Origin of the sequence: Paenibacillus cineris, from assembly GCF_018333335.1 — a bacterium.
Taxonomy (GTDB): Bacteria; Bacillota; Bacilli; order Paenibacillales; family Paenibacillaceae; genus Paenibacillus_AQ; species Paenibacillus_AQ favisporus.
Genome location: NZ_BORU01000001.1, coordinates 2,015,693 through 2,038,485 on the forward strand (window position 1 = coordinate 2,015,693; position 22,793 = coordinate 2,038,485).

Sequence of the window (22,793 nt, forward strand, 5' to 3'; positions counted from 1 at the left end):
ATTCATATTTCCGGTGCCGTCCCATTGTCTCCGGCGTTCATCCAGCTCAGCCATTCCGAGTAATGATCTGCATGGCGGTGCGTAATGCTGTGCAGCCGGATACGCCGGTGGTACAGCGCCCTATCGACATACAAAAATTCGGCGGACCCCGACATTCTGGCGAGGATTTCGATATCTTCGTACAGACGGCCGCCGAACGGTGAATCCGTGTTCCAGCCGGACAACGATCCAAGCTTGGCTGTATTGAACATCCGCGGGGCAATGGGAATGCCGGCTTTGATTACACGTGCAGTAGAGAAAGGATGAATCGCGGTACGTACGCCCTGATAGATCAGCTGCTTGTTTTTCCGTTCCTCCCATTGAACGTGATTGGCATATATAACGCCTGCCTGCCTGTGCAGGCTAGCTTTGCTGTATAACTGTTCCAGGCAGTCGGGGGACAGCCAGTCGTCGGCATCGAGCTCTAGCAGCCAGCTGCCTTTTGCCATGGACAATCCCGAATTCAGAGCATGGGCCTTGCCCGAATTGCGCTCCAGCCGGCAGGTTCGGATGCGGTGGTCCGGATACAGCGAATCCAAGATATGCTCCGTATGATCGGTCGACCCGTCATCGATGATTAAGAGTTCCCAATCGGGCAGCGTTTGCGCCATGACCGAACGGACAGCCCAAGGAATATAATCGGCATCATTATAAGTACATAACAGGACGGTTACCAGCGGCACTTTATGTGACGCGCCCGTCCCCGGCTCAACCTGGATCGGTGCAGCGAGCAGCGGACGCAGCAGCTCCCACTCCTCACGCTTTTTTTGCCAGGGTAACGGGGAGGAGACAGCCGGAACCACCGGACAATTGCGGGGAGAAGTCCAGGTAAAAGCGGCGTTGAGCTGGTATTGTTTGTCTAACAGGATGTAGGATTCGAAAGGCAGCAGCGCTGTTTCCGTGAAACCTGGTGAAGGCGGTGCCATGACAGCGTCCGTTCGCCAGATCAGCGGGCCTCTGGGCTGCTGGAATCGTTCGCGTCCGCCCTCATCTGGGGTTGTGGGGCTGAAGAAGCAGCCGGCCGACGCTTCGGGAAGATAGCAAAGCTCTGTGCGCAGGAAGGTATCCATACCCGGGAGCAGCCGCTCCCCCGCGTGCAGCGTCAGAAAGTAGGGCTCCTGGTACGAGGCAAGCTCCTGGTTCATCCGGGAACCGAGGCTGCCATGTTCCAGCACGACGACATTCGAATCAGGGAGCTCCTGCTGTACGGAACAGGCGGTTGATTGTGCGTGGCGCAGGTGGAGGGAAGGCAGAATGAAGACGAGCATGGCGGGCTCCTTTCCCAAATCCGTCGTTAACATAGCGTATGTAACAATGGCCCAAGTGACACTGGGAAATTGACAAATCCATGCGCGTGATTTAGAGTTGTAGTTAGAATTCTAACTAAATGGAGGTTTGGTCATGGTCAGTGGCGAGCAAGGAAATGGGAACGTTTGGGAATGGGACACAGGCCCGCTAGGACGGCTGGTCAAGACGGCTTATATCGCGATGAGAAGGGAGCTCGAAGGGCTGTTGAAGCCATACGGCATCACACACACGCAGTGGAGTGCCCTCGGAATTATCGACCATTATCCCGGTATTACACCGTCCGAAATGGAGCCGATCCTGATGATTGAGCGTCCCAGCGTAACAAGTCTGATCAACGGGCTGGTAAAGCGGGGGCTGGTCTACCGCCGCGACCATCCGGAAGACGCGCGCTCCAAGCAAATCTACCTGACGGAGCCCGGCAAGGAGCTTGCCGCCCGGACCCGGCATTTGACGCAGCGGATCGATCATGCGGTCAGACAGGAGTTCACCACGGAGGAGTATGAATCCCTTAGGAGTCTGCTGATCAGAGTGGTACAGCGCATGGACCGCTAATAGAAGAGAGGAAGCGAGTCCTCTTTTTTGTTCATATAGTTAGAATTCTAATTAAAGTGTTAAAGGAGATGGATCAGATGGGTAACATTCAAACTCAATCGTCGGCGCCTGATGTCCGCTGGCAAGGATTTCACCATACGGCATTGGTGACGCCCGATCTTGACGCAACGATCGCATTTTACGTCCACACGCTTGGCATGGAGGCTGGTCCTGTTTTCTCTGCTGCCGGGAAAAGAGGACGTCACTGCTTCATTAAGCCGGGGGATACCCGGTCTTGGGGTATTCATTTCTTTGAATACGAGGAGGCTGTCATCAGCCAGAGCTCCGAAGAGATCAAGCAGCTCGCGGCCGACCGAAATTCGTCCAGCTTGAACCGGTTTCTTTCAGGAGCGCTGCAGCATGTAGCCTTTAGCCTGCATTCGGAGACCGACGGGATGAAGCTGCGGAAAAGGCTGCAAGAGCTCGAGGTTGTCATGACGGACATTTATGATCAGGGCCTCATTCGCAATTTCATCTTTCTTGATAACAACGGGATCCAGCTGGAGGCTGCCTGGCCGAAGGAGGAGGCGTAAAGAAAACGCTCAGGTGTACGCAAAGCAGCCGCAGGAAATCCCGCGGCTGCTGCGTATGTCGGTTTATCGCCTTAACGATTGTCGATTTTCTCCGGATACAGATCGTGGTTGATCATGCGCTGCTCCGCCCACTGCTCATACTTGGTGCCCGGGCGTCCGTAATTGCAGTACGGATCGATGGAAATGCCGCCCCGCGGCGTGAATTTCCCCCATACCTCAATATAGCGCGGATCCATCAGCTTGATCAGATCGTTCATAATAATGTTCATGCAGTCTTCATGGAAGTCTCCATGATTCCGGAAGCTGAACAGGTACAGCTTCAGCGACTTGCTCTCGACCATTTTCTGGTCGGGAATGTAGCTGATATGAAGCGTGGCGAAATCGGGTTGTCCCGTGATCGGGCACAGGCTGGTAAACTCGGGAAAATTAAATTTAACGAAATAATCGCGGTAGGCATGCTTGTTATCAAAGCTCTCGAGCAGTTCAGGGTCATATTGGAACACATACTTGGTCCCCTGGTTGCCGAGAAGCGTCAAATCCTTCATTTCGTGCGGCTGTCTTCCAGACATATCGTAATTCCTCCTGGATCGTTTCTAATTTGTTCAATAAAAAAATGTTTCCAGCTGGCATCCGCCCGAATCTGCGAGCTTGAGGCCGCTGCAGATTTGGTCAAACGCCGCGCTTATTTCCCCACACCAGCGCGTGAAGCTGGGGCAGCACGCGGACCGCGTTCAGCTCGGGGGAAGCGACCACAGCGTCGATGAGCCGCTCATAGCGGGCGAGCAGGTCGGCGGCATGGCCCGCGATATCCATCCGTTTCAGGTCGGGATTGCCGACCTGAAGATACATCGGCGCCTGCGGATACCGGGCATGGACTTTGGTCGCATAGGCCAGATCGGCATCGTCAAAGACGACGACTTTCAAGCTGTACGCGTAAGCGGCAGGTCTGGCCGCAAGCCGGGTCACGATGCTGTCCAGCATCTCCCAGTCAGTCTCCATGCCGGAACTCGGCGGCTTCGGCGACAGTGTGACTTCGTGAATGTCGTCAAGCCAGTCCTGCCAGCGGGAGCCCTGGGTTTCGACGGCTAACCGGATCCCGTGGCTTTCCAGCAGGCTCACAAGAGAGCCAAGCTGGGGCAGCAGAGCCGGATTACCGCCGGACAGGGTGACGTGGGAGAAGCGCTCGCCGCCGATCCGCTGAAGCTCCTCCCAGATGTCGCCGGCGCTCATTTGGCGGATGTCCGCCTTGGCACTGCCGTCCCATGTAAATGCGGAGTCGCACCAGGAGCAGCGGTAATCGCAGCCCGCCGTGCGCACGAACATCGTCTTCTGGCCGATGACCATGCCTTCGCCCTGAACCGTCGGGCCGAAAATTTCAAGCACGGGAATGTTCATTCGTACATCCACTCCCGTCTCGCCTCGGCATAACTCGTCGGCGTTTCGTACAGACGGACGAATTCGGTCCGGCCGCCTTCGATTCGGTAATCCCCGCAGTTAAGCGCCTCTTCCATCCGCTCAAACAGCCAAACGACTATATTCTCGGCAGTCGTATTCATCGGAGGCAGCGTTTCGTTCAAATAGCGGTGGTCCAAGGAAGGTTCGATCCGCTCCTTCCAGATTTGCTTGATCAGACCGAAATCGGCGGTAATGCCGACTTCGTCCAGAAAGGCGCTGATCCCAAAAACGGCTTTATACGTATGGCCGTGCAAGTTTTTGCATTTGCCCTCATAGGCATGCAGGTGATGCGCGGCGTCGAAGGTAAACTCTTTGCTGACAAGCACCCTCTTATGATGATAGCGCAGGTCGGATGGCTGGATGTCTTCCCCCAGCTTTTGCAGCCGGTCCACGATGCGGAATTCGCCGGGAGTCTTGGTCATGGCTGCAGCGCCTCCGCTTTGGATTGAAGGTACTTGTCAAGACCAGCCTTGCGCAGCCGGCAGGCAGGGCATTCGCCGCACCCGTCGCCGATGATGCCGTTATAGCAGGTCAGCGTGCGTTCGCGTACAAACGGGAAGGCGCCCAGATCGTCGGCAAGCTTCCAGGTTTCCGCTTTGTCGAGCCACATCAGCGGCGTATGGATGACAAAGTCGTAGTCCATGGCGAGGTTCAGCGTCACGTTCAGGGACTTAACGAAAGCATCCCGGCAGTCGGGGTAACCGCTGAAGTCCGTTTCGCATACGCCGGTAACCAGATGTCTGGCGCCGGATTGCTTGCCCAGCACGGCGGCGAAGCTCAGGAACAGATGGTTCCGGCCATCCACGAACGTGCTGGGAAGCTCGCCTTCCTCCTGCGTGATTTCAATGTCGCTTCGCGTCAGTGCGTTCGGGGCGAGCTGATTGAGCAGGCTCATGTCCAGCACGGTGTTCTTCACGCCGAGCTCCGCGGCGATCGACTGCGCGCATTCGATTTCAAGCCGGTGGCGCTGACCGTAGTCGAACGTAACCGTTTCGACTTCCTTGAACTGCCGGAGCGCCCAGAACAGGCAGGTCGTACTGTCTTGGCCGCCGCTGAACACGACGACCGCTTTTTCGTTTTTGAGCATAAAAAAACCTCTCCTTCATGATTTGGTCCGGTAGGCAGGGCTGGAAAACACCTGACTCCGGCAGAAGAGAGAGGATTCTTGAACTGATCCGTAAAAAAACAAGCCCGGTCTTTATGGCCAAAGAGGGCAGTCTTAGTTTTTTATAGAGGGAGTTCGCGAACCTCTCCCGCGCGGTAACGCGCGGATTTTCTTCAATTAAGCGCAGGGTGCTGCGCCGGACTATTATATCATATCTTTTCGGATGAGGGAGTTTTGGATTTCAACATTTTCACTGCTGACCTTTTTACGGAACTGGCTCGGCGAAATGTTCTTGTACTGCTTGAACTGCTGGATAAAGTAGCTTGAGCTCGAAAATCCCGTCTCCTGGGCGATTTCCGTCATGGTCATCTCGGTGGTCAGGAGCAGCTTCTCCGCCTCGGTAATCCGAATATAGTTCAAATAATTGGTAAACGTCTTGCCCATGATCGCTTTGAAGCGGCGCGAAAAATAGCTGTAGCTCAGGTTGCAGATCCGCGCGGCGGCCTGGGCGTTGATGTCAAAGCGGTAGTTGTCGTCGATGTACTCGAACACTTTCTGCAGCATCTGGATGTCCATCTCCTTTAGGGAGTGGGCAACATCCCAATGGAGGCCGAGGTTTTTCGATTCGCGCAAAAACCACAGGAAGAGCCTGCAGATCAGCGTCCGGACCGCGAGCTCGAAGCCGTAAGACCGGGTCGTGAATTCGTCATAAATTTCGCGAACCAGGCCCGGGACGACCGTGTCCTTGATTTCGGACTCGGCGAACATCCGCTGATTGTTCGATTCCGCCATCGTAAACGGCAGCACGTACTTCGATTCGAATACGGTTCTGGATGTCGAGTACAAAATTTCAGGATCGAATTTAATGACGATATAAGAGACCGGCTCCCCATCCAGCGCATAGATGGAGTGGGTTTCATGCGAGTGGATCACGATCAGATCGCCCTTGCTCAGGGTATGGGATTCTCCTCCCAGGAACACCTTGGCTTTTCCCGTGAGAAAATAAAGAATCTCGATATACATGTGCCAGTGGGCGTGAACGATCCAGCGGCTGCCGGCGCTTTGATGGATCATGCATTCGTACGGATAGTGGATCGTCCCGATGGATGGGCGGTTCGACTCAAAATAAGGCTCGGTCATTTTCGCACGCTCCCGTTATACAATGACAAATATTTAATATATTAGAATAGGTTCATTGTATAACTTATCGAGGGATTTTGGTATCGTTACTTTGTATCAACGGAAGGGGTGCAAAGGATGGAAAAGGTGGCATTGCAGTTATATTCAATCAAGGAACTGACAGGAACCGATTTTCTCGGGACGCTCCGGAAGGTTGCGGAGATCGGCTACGATGGCGTCGAATTCGCCGGTTATTTCAATACTTCCGCCTCGGATCTGAAGAAAGCGCTGGACGAGTATGGCCTGCAGGCGGCCGGCAGCCATATCGGCGTATCCGAGCTGACGGATCACCTGGATCGGACGATCGAGTATTCGCAGGAAATTAATAGCGCTTACATCATCTGTCCCGGTCTTCCGGAGGAAATGAGAAACAGCGCTGACAGCTACAAGCGTACTGCAGAGCTGTTCAACCGCATCGGCGAACGCTGCAAGCAGAGCGGTATCCGCTTCGGTTACCACAATCACGGCATTGAATTTGAGAAATTCGATGGCGAATACGGGCTGGACCTGCTGGTGAACAATACGGATCCTGAGCATCTGTTCATCGAGCTGGATACATATTGGGCGGAGCACGCCGGACTGCGCTCGGTGGACTTTATCAACAAATACAAAGAGCGCTGCGCCATTCTGCACATTAAGGATATGAAGAGCCTGGAGGACAAGCGGAATACGGAAATCGGTTCCGGCATCATGGATTTCCGTGCCATTACGGCTGCAGGCAAGCAGTACGGCGTGAACTGGTTTACGGTCGAGCAGGAGGAATATGAAATTCCGCAGCTGGACAGCATCGGCCAGAGTCTGAAGTATTTACGGGAAATTTTGTAATTCGAGTACAATTCCATTTTATATATGAAAAGGAGAATGAGTCATGGCGCAAAATACCGATAGAGTATTGAAGGTAGCAATCGTTGGTTGTGGAGGCATCGCCAACGGCAAGCACATTCCGAACCTGGTTAACCAGAAAAACGTAGAGCTGGTGGCGTTTTGCGATATCATCGAAGAGCGTGCCATCGAGTCCGCCCGCAAAATCGGCAAAGAAGATACGATCAAAATTTACACCGACTACAAAGAACTGCTGAAGGATGAGAGCATTGACGTCGTGCATGTGTGCACACCGAACAAATCGCACTCCTTTATTACGATCGACGCCCTTGAAGCAGGCAAACACGTGATGTGTGAGAAGCCGATGGCGAAGACAGCCAAAGAGGCAAGAGCGATGGTCGAAACCGCCAAGCGGACCGGCAAGAAGCTCACGATCGGCTATGACAACCGCTATCGTCCGGATTCCCTGACCCTCAAGCAAATTTGTGAAAGAGGCGACCTGGGCGACATTTACTTTGCGAAAGCGCATGCGATCCGCAGACGCGCCGTGCCAACATGGGGCGTGTTCCTGAACGAGGAGGAGCAGGGAGGCGGACCACTGATCGATATCGGTACGCACGCGCTGGACCTGACGCTCTGGCTTCTGGACAACTACAAGGTAAAGAGCGTCAAAGGTAACGTGTACTACAAACTTGGCGACAAGGAAAGCCCTGCCAACGCTTTTGGCCCATGGAAGGCGGAAGAATTTAAGGTGGAAGACTCTGCGTTCGGCTTTATTACGATGGAGAATGGCGCAACCGTCATTCTGGAAGCGAGCTGGGCGCTCAACACGCTTGACGTGGGCGAAGCTCAGGCTTCCCTGTCCGGTACGGAAGGCGGCGCGGACATGAAGGACGGCCTGCGCATCAACGGTGAGGACCTTGGCGTGCTGTATACGAAGAAGCCGGAGCTGAAGACAGGCGGGGTTGCCTACTTCGCAGGCAATTCCGAGAGCCAAGCCGGCAGAGAATGCCGTCTCTGGATCGAGAGCATTCTGAACGATACCGAGCCGATGGTCAAACCGGAACAGGCGCTGGTCGTAACGGAAGTTCTAGAGGCCATTTACGAGTCGGCCCGTACCGGCAAAACGGTATATTTCGACGACCAGCTTGTTACGGCCGAAGGATAAGTTCAGCTCTGCCAAAATCAATACGCTACAATCAAGTACAACCGTCCGGCTGCTGCCGGGCGGTTTTCTTCGTTGAAAGGCTTGTTCGCAGGAGAGCTATTCCCACGCAGCTGCCCCGGATCAGCGGTGATGTACGGGTAAAGGCTGGATTCTTGGTTTCCGAGGACCGGCTTTTTTTGCCTGAAGGGGATGCGAGGCTTGTCCCCAGAGGCGTCGCGTGTAGACATTTGTACCTAATTTGTTGATCAATTTGTGTACAAATGCTAGAAGCTATTAAAAAATAGGAAAAATTGGCCGAATAGTAATAATGAATGTTTGTTTTTCGTAGGAGGTTCATCCTAAACAAATCGATGAATTGGGGAAAATGCACTAGATTTCGCACCTTTCATTTTAGTAGCAAAAGCTGCTGTAAGCGGACCTGGTGATTACGAATGGAGCTGCGTGCTTAGGAGGGCTTGATGATCAGACTGTATATGCTTGGGATCAAGAACGTTTCCGCGGCGCATTTCGATCATTTTATGAAACGGGTCTCTCCCGAACGAACCAAACAAGTACAACGAATCAGAAACAGGAGGGATGCAGTAAGAAGCCTGTTCGGCGAAGTCATGGTGCGCTGGGCGGTGAACCAAGTAAAGCCTGCTGCCGCCTTTTCCAAGCCATGGATACGCAGCGAATTTGGCAAGCCGGCCTTTGCAGACGAACCGGACATTCACTTTAATCTTTCCCATTCCGGAGATTGGGTGGTAGCCGCCCTCGGCCCGTCTGAACTTGGAGTGGATGTCGAGCAGGTGCTCCCTGTGAACCCGGGAATGGCTGAATCATGTTTTTCACCCGCTGAACTCGAACCGCTTCAACACTTGACCGAAGAAGAGCGGCTGAACCGGTTTTATGACATATGGACGCTCAAAGAAAGCTATACCAAGTGCATCGGCAGAGGATTAAGTCAGCCGCTGGGCTCATTTACGATCACGGTTCGTCCCGACGGAAAAATGGAGTACAGCGGTCCCGACATTCAAGCACGCAATTATCAGTTTATGCTGATCCCTATGGAAGGACCATATAAGCTCGCGGTCTGTTCGAAAGCAAAGGGGCCGATCGAAATTTATACGCCGGAAATGGATCAACTCTTGGATATGAAGATGTATGCAGGTTAATTTCTGAAAAGAATGGAAATATCCATGAAAATTATGGTAGACTAGGTTTGGAAAACGAACAATTTATAGTTACTAATTATTCATTAGTTTCTATAAAAATGTACATGTAAAATCCATAGGCAAAACTGCTGAAAAGCAGTGACGCAAAGCTATAGGGACTACTTCCGAACGGGATATGTCAGCCAGTTGCAATGAATTGGTGAGCTGTGGTTTGCATTCCCATAGGTTGCTATTTTTTTGCCCTGAACATGCTGTTTTCACCACGGGGAGGTGTGATTCGTACAAAACCAAGATCGTTTCTAGTATGGCCAGATGGATCGTTGCCAGCAAGATTACATAATAGAGATAGACCAAAGGAGAGAAACGAGAATGAGCAAGTTTCAGCAATTTTTCAAGAAGTGGCGGTTTAGAAATTTAAGTATTGTAAGCAGAAGTATGCTGCTGACCAGTCTTTATATTTTCATCACCGGGGCTGTCGTCATTGGCGCAAGCTTTTATATTCAGGGCACCGTCCTGACCGAGCAGCTGCAGTCGGATTCCGGTAAAACGATGGATGCCCTAGTGAAGAGCGTATCGGTACAAGATGTCGAGCAGGCAAAGGATGTTAAGGATCCCAACGCCGCTGTCCAGCAAAAGCTGACGGGTATCTTTGACGAGCTGTCCCGTACGCATCCGAATATTGCCCAAGGGTATATTTTCGGGCCGGAGCTCGAAGGAGGCAATCAAACCTCGATTATTTCGATGCCGTCGGCTGTGCTGGAAATGTTCGCCAAAGATAATTTGCATCTGGGCGACCTGTACGAGCAGCCTAAAATTCATGCCGATGCCGTCCGCGAAATGCTGAAAACGAAAAAACTGGTGTTTACCAAAGCATATACAGATAACTATGGTACATGGATCACGGTCCTGTATCCGTTCCAGGATGCAGGCGGCAACATCTTCGCCTACATGGGCATCGACGTGGATGCCAGCCTGGTCTCTACCGGTCAGAATGATCTGCTGCGCAACACGCTGTTCGCACTGCTGATTACGCTGGTGATCGTACTGGCGCTGCAGTATTACACGAACAGACGGACGTTTGCCCCGATCAAATCGTTAATGACGGCGCTGGATAAGCTCAGTAAAGGCGATTTTACCGTACAGCTGAAGGCTGGCGACGATGAGCTTGGGCAGGTTAACGCCAAATTCAACACGATGGTGAACCAAATCAACGAGCTGGTAGGGACGATTAAAAAAGTATCGGAGCAGTCGGCGGAGCAGTCGAAGTTCCTGTTCTCGGCTGTGGAGAACAATAACAAAAACTCGTTGGCCATTACGAAAAATATTGAACAAATGTCCGAGCGGGTTGCACTGCAGAGCACATCCATCACGGAGAGCGTCGTTTCGCTGGAGGAAATTTCGTCAGGCGTCAACACGATTGCCGGCAATACGTCCGAGCTGTCAGACATTTCGATGCAGATGAAGGATCAGTCGGAAAAAGGGAACGAGAACGTTGAGCAGGTTATCGAGCAGATGAATTCGATCAACCACTCGGTTAAAAATTCCGTGGACATTATTGAGAAGCTGCAGGTCCGTTCCCAGGAAATCGGCCAAATTGTCCAGGTCATTACGGAGATTGCTTCCCAGACCAATCTGCTGTCCCTGAACGCAAGCATCGAAGCGGCGCGGGCCGGCGAGGAAGGCCGGGGATTTGCCGTGGTGGCCGATGAGGTCAAAAAATTGTCCGAAGAGTCCAGAAGATCCGCCACGCAAATTATCGAGCTGATCCGCTTCATTCAGGATGAGACCGCACTGGCCGTCGAGGCCATCAGCGAAGGCGAGCAGAACGTCGCCAAAGGGATTGAGGTCGTTAAGGAAACCGGCTCCCTGTTTAAAGGCATGATGATCGCGACCGATTCGGTTACGAGCCAAATTCAGGAGGTTTCTGCAGCGACGCAGCAGATGGTTGCCGAAACCGAGCAAATCACGGCTTCCATCAAACAGCTTGCAGAGCTGGCGGAGAAAAACTCGGCCGTATCCAGCGAGATCAAGACGAGCGCCCAGGAGCAGCAGGCTTCCTTTGACAGAATTTATGATTCCGCCAATCAGATGAACCAGGTCGCTGACCAATTGGAAACTTTAGTCGATAAATTGCGGGTGTAATCATGAAGGAGCTGAACATTTTGAACACAACATCGATAAGCGAGCGCAGCAAGGCATACTGGTCCCAGGAACTCGAGCTTCCTCTGCCCGGACTCAATCTCTACACGGATGAGCCGGTGCGGGAAATTCAGCCCGATTTGCTGCGGATCACGGAAGCACTGGACTTGGGACCGGAAGAGGCTGCTGAACTGAGCCGGCTGGGCAACCCTCGTGCCTGGTGGCTGGCTGGTTACGCGGTGTTCCTGTACAGGATGAGCGCCGATCAGGATTTGCTGCTTGGCGTGGTGAGCCGGCAAGGAGAACTGCTGCCGCTTCGCGCAGCGATCAGCGGACAGGATACGTTCCGGCAGGTCTATGCGCGGATCGAAGCCAAGCTGGTAGAGCTGGACGCTGCGGATTTGAGTCTGCAGGAGCTTGAAGAAATGATAGGGCAGCCCCTCGGCTATCAAGCGGTGTACGGCGAGGTTCATGAAAGCCGCCCTGCTTGGCTGGGCTGGAACGTTCAGGCGAAATCCGGTCGTTGGACGATGAGCATCGCCTATGCGCGCCAGCTGTTCCGGGAACAGACCGTGCGCAAGTTCAGCAGGCATTACGCTCAAATCGTTCGCGGTGCGCTGCGGAACGCGGATCTGGAAATCAGCCGCCTGCCTTTTCTGCTGGAGGAGGATCGGGCCGCTTATACTGCTTTGAATGATACGCAGATGGACCTTCCGGAACAGCCGACGATCGTCCGGATGATGGCTTCCACTGTAGCGAAGTATCCGGACCGGATCGCCGTCACTCAAGATGGGCAGCAGTTAACCTACAAGCAGCTTGACCGGCAGTCCAACCGGATTGCGAACATGCTGTTGTCCAAAGGGCTGCAAAAAGGGCAGTTTGTGCCTATTTTCATGAAACGGAGCCTCGAAACGATTGTTTGCATGCTTGGCGTTATTAAGGCAGGCGGGGCTTACATTCCGCTGGATCCTTCCCATCCGGATGAAAGGAACGCCTATATTATTGCTGACACGCAAACCGGGATGATCCTGACACATACTGAATATGTGGACCGTCTGGAAACGCTGCTTGCCGGATTTGACAGGAAGCCGGAAATTCTCCCATTGGGAGAACAAGCGGACTCCTATCCGGAAGAAGCATCCCCGGTTGCCATTGAGCCGGATGATCTGGCCTATATCATTTATACGTCCGGTTCCACAGGCAAGCCGAAAGGAGCCCTGATCGCTCATCAAGGCGTCGTCAACTTGGCGGAGTCCACGTGCAGGGAGATGGATCTGACCGAGGAGGACGTGATTCTTCAGTACTCCACGTTCAGCTTTGACGCGTCGGTCTATGACATTTTCGGATCGCTGGCCTGCGGCAGCCGGCTGCATCTGCTTACCGATGAGGAGCGTTTCTCCATCGACGCCTTCACGGCGGCGGTGGTGGAGCAGCAAGCGACGCGCGTCGCCATTCTGCCGACCGTTTTCTTCAACCAGCTTGCCGCCCATTTGCCTGAAGAGGATGCGCCTAAATACGGGAACATCAAGAGCATCATCGTCGGTGGTGAGGCGTTGTCGGGAGAGGCCGTACGCATGCTGCAGAAAAAGCTGAAGGTTCCGATCGTCAATCTTTACGGTCCTACCGAGATTACGGCGGTGGCGACCTCCCATATCGTCGATTATCCGGTTCCGGACGATCTGACGACAGTATGTATCGGAACGCCGCTGAGCAATTATGAATTGTACATTGTCAGCGAGCACGACGAGCTGTGCCCGATCGGAGTTACCGGCGAGCTCCTGATCAGCTCCGTTGGCGTGGGCAAGGGGTATTTGAACCAGCCTGAGAAAACGAAGGAAGCCTTCATCACCGATCCGATTACGCCGGAGTCGGGCAAGAAATTTTACCGTTCGGGCGATATGGTCCGTCTTCTTCCGAGCGGACTGGTGGAGTATCGGGGGAGAAAGGATGCCCAGGTAAAAATCAGGGGCTTCCGGATCGAGATCGGAGAGATCGAGGACAATCTGGCAAAGCATGAGTCCGTCAAGGATATCGCTGTCATTCCAAGAACCGAAGCGGACGGAACCAAAGTGCTCGCTGCCTTTTATACGTCAAATGACGGGCAGCCGGTTGCTTCCAAGGACCTCGCCCAATTTTTAGGCCAAAAGGTGCCCGGCTATATGGTACCCAAATATATGTGCTTCGTGGATCAAATGCCGCTGTCACCGACAGGGAAAATCGACCGCAAAAAGCTGGCGGCCTTCGAGATCGTGCCGGAAGAGGACGATTCGCCGTATGAAGCCCCAGTCACGGCCATTCAAAAGGAAGTGGCCGCTGCATGGGAGAAAGCGCTTGGCCAGACGAGAATCGGCATCCACGACGATTTCTTTGAAATCGGCGGCTACTCTTTGAAAATATTGGAGATCCTGGTGCTGCTCAAGCCGAATTATCCGCAGTTGAAGATCAACGATTTCTTCGTCTACCCGACGATTGCCGCATTGGCCGGCCGGATCGAAGTGCTGGCCCATGAAGCGTCCACAGCCGAGGAGGCATTCGGTGAGGACGTTCCGCTGCAGGATTTGGCGGAGTTTCCGCTGAGCTTTTACCCTCAGGATCCTGCCGAAGGGCGGGGATACACGCAGGAGAACATTTTGCTGACCGGCGCGACCGGCTACCTTGGCTCTCACCTGCTGTACGAGCTGCTTCGCCAATCGAAAGCTTCGATTTATTGTCTCGTTCGGCCATCCGGCGTGAAGGAGCCTTACGCCCGGCTAGAACAGACGATGGTCGGATACTTCGGAAATGAAGTCAAACGTTTGATGGACAATCGGGTCATCGCCGTGCAGGGCGATCTGGAACAGGAGCATTTAGGATTGAGCGGGGAAGTTCGGGACATGCTGGCAGATCGACTGGACTCCATCCTCCATTGCGGGGCGGAAGTCAAGCATTTCGGGGAAGCGGACTATTTTGCCAGGGTCAACGTGGACAGCACGAACCGTCTGCTGGCATTGGCTAAGTCCAAACCGGGCGTTCGGTTCCATTTTATTTCGACGCTCGGCATTCCGGAAGATTTGGCGCTGAACGGCCAATGGGCTTCGATCACGGACGGCTCCGGTTATGACGAAGCTTACGTCGAGAACGTCTATACCAACAGCAAGCTGGCTGCCGAGAAACTCGTCGTGCAAGCCGGCCGGGAAGGCCTTGCTGCTTCCGTGTATCGTGTAGGCAATCTGTCCTGCCGGTCGGATAACGGGTTATTCCAGAATAACATCGACAACAACGCGTTTTACCGCATGCTTAAGGCAATGCTGCTGCTTAAAAAAGCGCCGGATGTTCGCTGGGAAGTCGATATGACGCCGATCAATTACGCGGGGGAAGCCATTACCGCCTTGGCGCTTCAAGACGCGACCGTCGGACGGATGTTTCATATCTGCAACCCGGTCACGGTATCTTATCGAGACATGGTGCGATACTTCCAGGCATACGGTTATACGATCGACTTGACCGATTGGAAGGAATACGAGCAGTGGCTTCTCGATCCGAAGCAGGCCAAGGACCAGGCGGGCCTGGAGCTGGCCATGGCGCAGCTGGAGGGGGACGGCGCGAAAAACTCCAATTACCGCTACGCATGCCCGCAGACACTCGAGTACCTCGAGGGGACCGGGGTCCAGTGTGCTCAGCCGGATGAGGCTTATTTCCGCAAGCTGATCGCTCATGCCGTCAAGGTGGAGTATTTTGAGCAGCCCGAGTAGTCGGAAGAATTGTTATCATTGGGATAAACCCATGGGCTGTACTGCGGCAAGCGGATGGTCATGGACTGGCAAGGAAAGAAAAAGGTTAGAACGTGTTAGAAATAAAGACAGAAACGGACGAAAGCGAATAATATAGCCGGAGCCGTATGAGAAGCTCGAGTTTTGCAAGGCAGGGTGGGCATAGTATTGTGCAATCTGCGACCGCAGGACATAGCAGACAAAAGCGAGATCTCGTATCATATAGCGCGACAATCAATTCACCAGCAATGTTAACAGCAATACACCAGCAATTTGCGGGCAATTCACCGAGCAATACACGAGTAATTTACCAGCAAGATCCAGCTTTAGAAATGAGCAAAAGGGTAGAGGAAGAACCGGCCCAGCAATCGCATGGATAAAAGCAAAAGTATCATCAAGAAGCAAAAGCTTGACCCAGCTCCGCCGAATGATCATAAGTAACAATACTAGAAAGACAATAGCACCTAATAGCGGCAGGACGTTAGCTATACGACTGTGAAATTGAAATGAATGAATGGTACAAGAACAATACTAGAAAGACAGATAAGGAACAACAAACTGCGGGAAATAAGCAATACTAAGGGGATTTGCGGAACTTTGCGGGCTCTTTCGGCAAATGATATTTCCAGCCATATTAGCATTCCTAGTCATACCACTCATCCTTTTCCATGTTTGCTGAATATTGAAATCGAACGACATGATGCCGTTCGATTTTTTTTTTTTTTTGCAATCCCTTGAACCTTACGCTGCGTAATGTTTTATATTAGAGCTACCGGTACAAGTCTTCGCGAAGCAAGGGGATGATTATGAACACGCAGTGGAAGGTCGGGGAGCTGGCAGCCATGACGGGACTGACGATCCGAACGTTAAGGTACTACGATCAAATCGGTTTGTTTTCTCCGTCCGGGCATACCGAATCCGGTCACCGGATCTATAACGGGCATGATTTGGCCAAATTGCAGCAAATATTGTCTCTGAAAGAGCTGGGATTATCTCTCGATGAGGTCAAGGAAATCGTGGAGGGGAACGAATTCAGCCCGCTCGACATTGTCCGGATCCAGATGGACCGCCTGAGAAGTACCATCCGGTTGCAGCAGCGGCTCCTGCAGGAGCTGGAAAACGTATCGGCTCTTCTGCAGCATGACCAAACGTTGACGGTCAACGAGTTTACCGCACTGCTTGAAGTGATGAAGAAGAGCAAGGAAAAGTTCTTTTTGGAAAAACGGACAAGCATGGAGCGCAGCCTCGACCGGCTCGGGGAGGTGCTTGGGGAAAACGAGCCGGATCCAATGATTAGGAACAATCCAGGGAGGCCATGACCATGAATAACGAACGATCTGTCATTCACGAAACATTTGTTATTGAACGCAAGTATCAAGCAGCGCCGGCGAAGGTATTTTCCGCCTGGTCCGATCCCGAACTGAAGTCAGCCTGGTTTCCGAAAGCGGACAGCTTTGAGTTTAAGGTAGGGGGGCGCGAAGTCAATGCCGGCGGGCCTCCGGATGGGCCGGTGTTTACCTTTGATGCCGTCTACCAGGAGATCGCAGAGAACGAGCGGATCGTCTATACGTATACGTTGGATCAAGGCGGCAGCCGCATGTCCATCTCGGTCGTGTCGGTGCAGTTCCAGGCGTCGGGACAAGGAACAAGATTAATATATACCGAGCATGGTGCGTTTCTCGACGGACTGGATACAGCCTCGATGCGCGAGCACGGGACCAAGATTATGCTGGATAAGCTTGGTGAAGTTGTAGCTGAGTAGTCCGGTCAAGACGGTTATTGCAAGATGCAGTCCTGCATTCAGATACAACAAGGTCGCCTCAGGGATCCTGAGGCGCCTTTTTTGCATTGAAGGGTCGGTCTTCAGTCTTCAGTTAGAAGTGCCAACGTGTAGAAAAAATCGAATGCATACCGCACGGACTCTGCTATCATATAAATGACGAGGATTTATACATACAGAAGGAGGGGATTCCTTGAACCGAAACGAAGCGTGCAGGGTCGTACCCTTAGGAGAATCGGCGGTTGTGGTGCACCTTGGCGACACGGTCAGCGAAGATTTGCACCGTGAGGTTCAGGCGCTGACCCGCCGCATTGAGGCAAATCCCTTTCCGGGGTTTGTCGAATGTGTTCCGGCGTTTACGAGCGTGACCGTGTTTTATGATCCGTTCGAGCTTGATTTACCGCTGCACGAGACCGGCCGGATGGATTATGTACAATCCCTTCTGGAAACTTATATGGCGGACATCCATGGAACGCCCGAAGCGGAGCCGTTGGTGATCGACATCCCGGTATGCTATGGAGGCGGGTTTGGTCCGGATTTAGAAGAAGTCGCCTCCATCAACAACCTGACCACTCAGGATGTGGTCCGCATCCATACAGCTCAGACCTATTTGGTCTATGCGGTGGGGTTTGCTCCCGGGTTCCCTTATTTGGGCGGGCTCGACGAACGGATCGCGGCGCCGCGTAAACCGTCGCCGCGGCTTGCCATTCCGGCCGGGTCGGTCGGAATCGCGGGTACACAGACAGGAGTATACCCGGTGGAAACCCCGGGCGGCTGGCAGATCATCGGACGTACGCCGCTTCCCCTGTTCAGGCCGGATCAGGATCCGCCCGCGCTGCTGCGGGGAGGGGAATATATCCGGTTCCGTCAGATTGACGCGGCGGAATACGAGCGGATCAAGGGGGCGCAGTCATGAGCATAACGGTCATAAAACCCGGTCTGATGGCGACGATCCAGGACTTGGGAAGATCAGGCTACGGCAAGTATGGGGTCATCGTCTCCGGCTCTATGGACCGATTTGCGCACCGGACGGCCAATTGGCTGGTGGGCAACGATGAGGGCGACGCCCTCATCGAGGTGACCTGGTCGGGGATGTCAGTCCGCATGGAGCGGGAGATGTGGGTAGCCCTGACCGGAGGGGATTTTTCGCCGCAGATGGACGGTGTACCGGTTCCGATGTGGAGACCCGTCTTTGTCCGAAAGGGCAGTACACTCACATTCACTGGGCCGAGGGCAGGCTGCCGGACGTATTTGGCTGTTGCAGGAGGAATCGATGTGCCTGAGGTGCTTGGCAGCCGCAGCACGTATATCCGTGCCGGGATCGGCGGCATGAAGGGAAGGGTGCTGAAGGCAGGGGACATCATTCCAGTCGGGACCGGCAAAGGCCGATTACGGCATCCATCCACAAAGGGAACGCAGCCTTTTGATGCGGTGAGGTGGGCGGTTCCGGCCTCGGAAAGGCCCGCTTACAGCGAGCATCCTTACGTCCGGATCGTCCGCGGACCGCAATTCGGCGATTTCGACGATATGAGCCGGCGCGCGCTGCTTGATCATGATTTCCGGGTTACGCCCCAATCGGACCGGATGGGGTACCGGCTGGAAGGTCCGCGGCTGCAGCTTCACCGCCCGCAGGAATACATATCGGAAGGCGTGACGATGGGGACCGTGCAGGTACCGTCCGATGGGCAGCCGATCATTCTGATGGCTGACCGCCAGACGCTCGGCGGCTATCCGAAGATCGCCCAGGTTGCCGGTGCGGACCTGCCGGTGGTTGCGCAGACACCGCCCGGTTCAACCCTCCGCTTTAGGGAGATCAGTCAGACGGAAGCGGAACAATTATGGATGGATCAGGGCATACGGTTAAGGCGGCTTGCCCGGATGATTGCCCTTAAATTAAAGGAGGACGGATGGCTTGATGGGTTGGATTGACTTGAACTGCGATATGGGGGAAGGATTCGGCGTATACCGGATCGGGGCCGACGAAGAGCTGATGGGGGAAATTACGTCCGCCAACATCGCCTGCGGGTACCACGCCGGCGATCCTTCGGTCATGCGGAAGACGGTGAAGCTGGCTTTAAGCCGCGGGGTCGCCATCGGCGCGCATCCCGGTTTGCCGGATCTGGCCGGCTTCGGGAGAAGAAACATGGATATTTCGCCGGAGGAGGCCATGGATTTGGTGACGTACCAAATCGGCGCGCTGCAGGCGATTGCCAAACAGGAGGGCGGGCGCCTTCATCATGTCAAACCGCACGGCGCCCTGTACAACATGGCTGCGGTCTCCGCTCCCCTGGCGGATGCAATCGCCGAAGCTGTCTGCCGCACGGACGAGTCCCTGATTCTCTACGGCCTGGCAGGCAGCGAGCTGCTGGCTGCGGGGGCAAGGTACGGGCTCACAACGGCCAGCGAAGTATTCGCCGACCGTACGTATCAGTCCGACGGCACGCTGACGCCCCGCAGGCTGCCCCACGCGCTCATCACGGACACCGATCAGGCGGTTCGGCAGGTGATCCGCATGGTGAAGGAAGGCACGGTAACTTCCGCGGACGGAGCGGAGGTGACCATTCAGGCTGACACGGTCTGCCTTCATGGTGACGGCGAGCATGCCATCACCTTTGCCAGGGAGCTTCGGGCACGCCTGGAAGCGGAAGGCATTGGAGTCAAACCTGCAGGAGTATGACCCTGTCATCAATACAACCAAAAAAGACAGTCCGTCAGGCCTTTATGCCTGATCCGGACTGTCTTTTTGCGGTTCCGCCGCATGATTCAGCATGAGACCCAGCTGCCTCACGTAAGGTCTCAGCTCGTCGACGGAATCCAGAAAATTCGTATACACCCGGACCAAAGTCGCGTTCGGTTTATCCTGTTCCAGCTCCCGCCGAAGCAGGTCGATCACTTCCAGCAGCTCTTTCTGAATCCGCTCCGGCTGTGGCAGCTCTTGGACCTTTTGGGCAAAATACTGCAGAAACTCACCCAGGTTCGCCCTCCGGGTCGGAAGGTCTACCGGATTGATGTCGTTAAAATAGGCGCTCGACACCTTGAGAATCGGGACCGGCTCCTTATCGATCATGTCGCGGATGACCGCGTCCATCCGGTCTACGCAAAACCGGGCCAGTTCCGCCATCGGGCAGGCGATGGCCGTTTGGACGGCATGGGATAAATATTCCCGCGACATGCCGCGGTAGATCGCCACGATATCCCCAAGATAAGGGGAGATGGAATCGCCGTATGCTTCGTAGAAGCAGTCGCGGTGCCACGTCAGAAACGCGGCGCGCTTTTTTTTCCATTCCACCTGGAAGTTTTCGTTAGCGGTGATTGGCAGCTCTTTGAACTCGCTCGTAAAAAAGTGGTTTTCCAGCATGTATTGAAGCTGAAACTCGATCTTGCGCCGCAAAATTTCCTTCGGCGGGTCCCCCGCCAGCCGCAGCGAGCGATCCAGCTCCCGGGCTTGCTCGAACATCGTCCGGTGTACGAAGGTGAAAACGCCGGTAAACAGGTCCTCTTTCGAAGGAAACACTTTATAAATGCTGCCCTTGGCCATGCCGCATGCTTCCGCAATGTCCTGCATGGAGGCGGCGAAATATCCTTTTTCTTTAAAAATACGCATTGCCGTATTGATGATCTGCTGCTTTTTGATTTGCTCCATCCTTACCACCCCTACACATTTTGACATGATGTCCGCTAAGGGTCAACAAAGGAATTGACACAAAAAACTCAGGAGTCATATAATGAACTAGCGAGTTTTATGCGGATAATGAAGTTGACAGGAGGTGAGCCAAAGCGAGATGCTTTGGCGTGAAGTATGAAAATTTCGGATCAGATCGAAATGCTGGAACTGTCCCTTTCCATGGGCGATCGGGAGATGGTGATTCATCCTGTAGTCATCCGTGATAAGGATTCCTATGTATTGGTAGACACGGGGATGCCGGGCTGCTACGAAAAAATCGTAGAGCTCATGTCTCAGGCTGGGATTGACCCTGCCGCCCCTCATTCCATTATTGTTACCCACCAGGATATCGACCACGTGGGCAGCCTGCCTCAATTTAAGGGCGAGGGCGTGGAGGTATACGCACATGCGGAAGACCAGCCCTACATCGACGGACTCAAACCAATGATCAAATTTAACGGGGACCGTAAAAAGGGACTCCTGGAGTCGCTGCCGTCCCAATTAGCTGAAGCCTTTGAGGCGACCTTTTCCGGAAAGGTGACCAATGTGACCCGCCTTCTTGCCGACGGAGAGAAGCTGCCTTTCGGCGGGGGACTGACCGTCATTTATACACCGGGCCATACTCCAGGGCATATCAGCTTGTATCATGAGCCGAGCAAAACATTGATTACCGGTGACGCCATGGTCGTTAACAACGGCGAGCTGCAGGGACCGAATCCGCCGGTAACGCCGAATATGGACGAAGCGATGCAGTCGATCACCAAATTCAAAGCCTATCCGATCGAAAACGTCATCTGCTATCATGGCGGTCTGTACCAAGGGGATGCCGGGGCGCGAATCGCTGAACTGACTGAGAGCCTGTAATGACAGACACCGCAAGCTTGAACAACAGCCGTTTGAGGAATAACAAATGGCTGCGGTTTTTGGTGACCTGCGTGTTTGCCGTCATCGGCGGATTCATCTTCCAATGGATCCATATGCCGATACCATGGCTGCTGGGCTCCATGGTTTTTGTCATGATCGGCTCCAAGCTGTTTAAAGGCGTTTCTTTCTTTTGGCCGGGGCAGGTGCGCAATACGGGGATGATCATCATCGGTTATACGATGGGATTGTCTTTCTCCTTGTCCACGCTGAAGCAGATCGGGCATCAGCTGCCGACGATGGTCCTGTTTACGGCGCTGCTGCTGGTCGTTGCTGCGGCGATCGCCTTTATGATCGCTTTTCTGTCGGGAATCCCATTTCCTACGGTGCTGATGGGCAGCATTCCCGGGGGGCTGAGCCAAATGATCACGCTGGCGGAGGAAGTGGAGGGAATCGATTTGACGGTCGTAACCTTCCTTCAGGTGTCACGGCTGATCATGATTATTTTCTGTGTGCCTCTTTTGATTTTCAGCCCGCTGTTCCATCCCTCGGGATCGCATGCATCAGGAGCCGCATCAGCGGCGCTATCTACCGATTGGTCCGCCTTGTTTCCGCATATATGGCTTTTCGCGGTGGTATGCGTCGCATTTGCTTTGGTTGGCAAGCGGATCAAATTTCCGACAGCCTTTCTGCTCGGGCCGATGATCGGCACCATCCTGCTCAATTTATCAGGATATGAGGGACATTCGCTCCCGCCAGTGGTCCTGAGCTTGTCGCAGCTGATGATGGGCGGGTATATCGGATTACTGCTCAAACCGGAAAATTTGAAGCACAAAGTGAAAATCATTTTGCTCGCCATATTGAGCGGTGTCGTGCTGATCGCATGCTCCCTCGGGCTCAGCGTGCTGCTGACCCAGTTTCATGCGATTACGGAAGTAACATCATTTCTCAGCCTTTCGCCAGGCGGCATGGATCAGATGGCGCTGATCGCCAAGGAAGTGAACGGGGACCTGTCGGTCGTCACCTGCTACCAGCTGTTCCGGACCCTGTTTATCTTTTTCGCCGTACCGCCGCTGCTCAGGCTGATCTTCAGATCGATGCTTAAAGGAAAAAAATTGGCCAACAGGCCGATGTGATTGATCAACAGCGCAACCTACATGTTTTATCTATTCAACCAGCCATTGCATTTCAGCCTTGGCTGTTTTTTTTAATCTTTATTTCCGCCAGCCGTCGCTTGAACCAGCTA

General features: G+C 53.7%; 21 protein-coding genes and 2 riboswitches. Of the genes, 14 read left to right on the plus strand and 7 right to left on the minus strand.

The annotated features are described in order from the left end of the window. Positions 1 to 2: 2 nt before the first annotated feature. Entirely contained in the window at positions 3 to 1,307 is a 1,305-nt protein-coding gene (locus tag KI379_RS09650) for a glycosyltransferase family 2 protein (protein ID WP_212983420.1), read from the minus strand. A 133-nt stretch (positions 1,308 to 1,440) separates the two neighbouring features. On the opposite strand from KI379_RS09650, the gene KI379_RS09655 reads away from it, so the two are divergent. Continuing rightward, on the plus strand, positions 1,441 to 1,899 hold the full coding sequence (locus tag KI379_RS09655; protein ID WP_084203733.1) for a MarR family winged helix-turn-helix transcriptional regulator: 459 nt from the start codon (positions 1,441 to 1,443) through the stop codon (positions 1,897 to 1,899). Positions 1,900 to 1,976: 77 nt separating this feature from the next. Further along, a complete protein-coding gene (locus KI379_RS09660) occupies positions 1,977 to 2,471 on the plus strand; it encodes a VOC family protein (RefSeq protein WP_212983421.1) in 495 nt (164 codons plus the stop codon). Positions 2,472 to 2,542: 71 nt separating this feature from the next. On the opposite strand, the gene queF is transcribed toward KI379_RS09660, so the two are convergent. The 5 genes from queF to KI379_RS09685 all read right to left on the minus strand — a co-directional run bounded on the left by queF (position 2,543) and on the right by KI379_RS09685 (position 6,171). After that, a complete protein-coding gene (gene queF, locus KI379_RS09665) occupies positions 2,543 to 3,040 on the minus strand; it encodes a preQ(1) synthase (protein ID WP_076167270.1) in 498 nt (165 codons plus the stop codon). A gap of 100 nt (positions 3,041 to 3,140) precedes the next feature. Next, positions 3,141 to 3,866: a 7-carboxy-7-deazaguanine synthase QueE gene (gene queE, locus KI379_RS09670; RefSeq protein WP_212983422.1), complete on the minus strand. Its 726-nt coding sequence runs from the start codon at positions 3,864 to 3,866 to the stop codon at positions 3,141 to 3,143. Next, positions 3,863 to 4,348, minus strand: a complete 486-nt coding sequence (queD, locus tag KI379_RS09675) for a 6-carboxytetrahydropterin synthase QueD (RefSeq protein WP_076167265.1) — start codon at positions 4,346 to 4,348, stop codon at positions 3,863 to 3,865. Before queD ends, queE begins: the two co-directional genes overlap by 4 nt. Further along, on the minus strand, positions 4,345 to 5,013 hold the full coding sequence (queC, locus tag KI379_RS09680) for a 7-cyano-7-deazaguanine synthase QueC (protein WP_076167263.1): 669 nt from the start codon (positions 5,011 to 5,013) through the stop codon (positions 4,345 to 4,347). The genes queD and queC overlap by 4 nt, the downstream gene beginning before the upstream one ends. 126 nt (positions 5,014 to 5,139) lie before the next feature. Further along, positions 5,140 to 5,183: riboswitch (PreQ1 riboswitch) on the minus strand. Positions 5,184 to 5,235: 52 nt separating this feature from the next. Beyond that, complete coding sequence (locus KI379_RS09685) at positions 5,236 to 6,171, minus strand: AraC family transcriptional regulator (protein ID WP_076167260.1); 936 nt, start codon at positions 6,169 to 6,171, stop codon at positions 5,236 to 5,238. Positions 6,172 to 6,288: 117 nt separating this feature from the next. Between KI379_RS09685 and KI379_RS09690 the strand changes: the two genes are divergently transcribed. The 10 genes from KI379_RS09690 to KI379_RS09735 all read left to right on the plus strand — a co-directional run bounded on the left by KI379_RS09690 (position 6,289) and on the right by KI379_RS09735 (position 19,699). Continuing rightward, on the plus strand, positions 6,289 to 7,035 hold the full coding sequence (locus KI379_RS09690) for a sugar phosphate isomerase/epimerase family protein (protein ID WP_076167257.1): 747 nt from the start codon (positions 6,289 to 6,291) through the stop codon (positions 7,033 to 7,035). A 43-nt stretch (positions 7,036 to 7,078) separates the two neighbouring features. After that, positions 7,079 to 8,200 (plus strand): Gfo/Idh/MocA family protein, encoded by a 1,122-nt coding sequence (locus tag KI379_RS09695; RefSeq protein WP_089546859.1) that lies wholly within the window; start codon positions 7,079 to 7,081, stop codon positions 8,198 to 8,200. A 458-nt stretch (positions 8,201 to 8,658) separates the two neighbouring features. Next, positions 8,659 to 9,354: a 4'-phosphopantetheinyl transferase family protein gene (locus tag KI379_RS09700; RefSeq protein WP_089546860.1), complete on the plus strand. Its 696-nt coding sequence runs from the start codon at positions 8,659 to 8,661 to the stop codon at positions 9,352 to 9,354. 108 nt (positions 9,355 to 9,462) lie between these two features. Beyond that, a riboswitch (cyclic di-GMP riboswitch) is annotated at positions 9,463 to 9,548 on the plus strand. A 175-nt stretch (positions 9,549 to 9,723) separates the two neighbouring features. After that, positions 9,724 to 11,496 (plus strand): methyl-accepting chemotaxis protein, encoded by a 1,773-nt coding sequence (locus KI379_RS09705; protein ID WP_089546861.1) that lies wholly within the window; start codon positions 9,724 to 9,726, stop codon positions 11,494 to 11,496. A 20-nt stretch (positions 11,497 to 11,516) separates the two neighbouring features. Then, positions 11,517 to 15,224: a non-ribosomal peptide synthetase family protein gene (locus KI379_RS09710; protein WP_212983423.1), complete on the plus strand. Its 3,708-nt coding sequence runs from the start codon at positions 11,517 to 11,519 to the stop codon at positions 15,222 to 15,224. Between the two features lie 824 nt (positions 15,225 to 16,048). Then, the gene (locus KI379_RS09715) at positions 16,049 to 16,561 is read left to right on the plus strand and encodes a MerR family transcriptional regulator (RefSeq protein ID WP_212983424.1); all 513 of its coding nucleotides are present in this window, start codon (positions 16,049 to 16,051) and stop codon (positions 16,559 to 16,561) included. Between the two features lie 2 nt (positions 16,562 to 16,563). Next, positions 16,564 to 17,004, plus strand: a complete 441-nt coding sequence (locus tag KI379_RS09720) for an SRPBCC family protein (RefSeq protein ID WP_089546863.1) — start codon at positions 16,564 to 16,566, stop codon at positions 17,002 to 17,004. 211 nt (positions 17,005 to 17,215) lie between these two features. Then, the gene (gene pxpB / locus KI379_RS09725) at positions 17,216 to 17,938 is read left to right on the plus strand and encodes a 5-oxoprolinase subunit PxpB (RefSeq protein WP_212983425.1); all 723 of its coding nucleotides are present in this window, start codon (positions 17,216 to 17,218) and stop codon (positions 17,936 to 17,938) included. Then, positions 17,935 to 18,951, plus strand: coding sequence for a biotin-dependent carboxyltransferase family protein (locus KI379_RS09730; protein WP_212983426.1), 1,017 nt, complete (start codon positions 17,935 to 17,937; stop codon positions 18,949 to 18,951). The genes pxpB and KI379_RS09730 overlap by 4 nt, the downstream gene beginning before the upstream one ends. Further along, positions 18,938 to 19,699 carry a LamB/YcsF family protein gene (locus KI379_RS09735; RefSeq protein WP_212984671.1) on the plus strand — a complete coding sequence of 254 codons (762 nt, stop codon included), beginning with the start codon at positions 18,938 to 18,940 and terminating at the stop codon, positions 19,697 to 19,699. Before KI379_RS09730 ends, KI379_RS09735 begins: the two co-directional genes overlap by 14 nt. Before the next feature lie 42 nt (positions 19,700 to 19,741). Here KI379_RS09735 and KI379_RS09740 read toward each other — a convergent pair whose 3' ends face one another. Then, positions 19,742 to 20,665: a TetR/AcrR family transcriptional regulator gene (locus KI379_RS09740; protein ID WP_179231938.1), complete on the minus strand. Its 924-nt coding sequence runs from the start codon at positions 20,663 to 20,665 to the stop codon at positions 19,742 to 19,744. 156 nt (positions 20,666 to 20,821) lie between these two features. On the opposite strand from KI379_RS09740, the gene KI379_RS09745 reads away from it, so the two are divergent. After that, positions 20,822 to 21,550 (plus strand): MBL fold metallo-hydrolase, encoded by a 729-nt coding sequence (locus tag KI379_RS09745; protein WP_212983427.1) that lies wholly within the window; start codon positions 20,822 to 20,824, stop codon positions 21,548 to 21,550. Continuing rightward, the gene (locus KI379_RS09750) at positions 21,550 to 22,683 is read left to right on the plus strand and encodes an AbrB family transcriptional regulator (RefSeq protein WP_212983428.1); all 1,134 of its coding nucleotides are present in this window, start codon (positions 21,550 to 21,552) and stop codon (positions 22,681 to 22,683) included. Before KI379_RS09745 ends, KI379_RS09750 begins: the two co-directional genes overlap by 1 nt. Positions 22,684 to 22,793 lie beyond the last annotated feature (110 nt).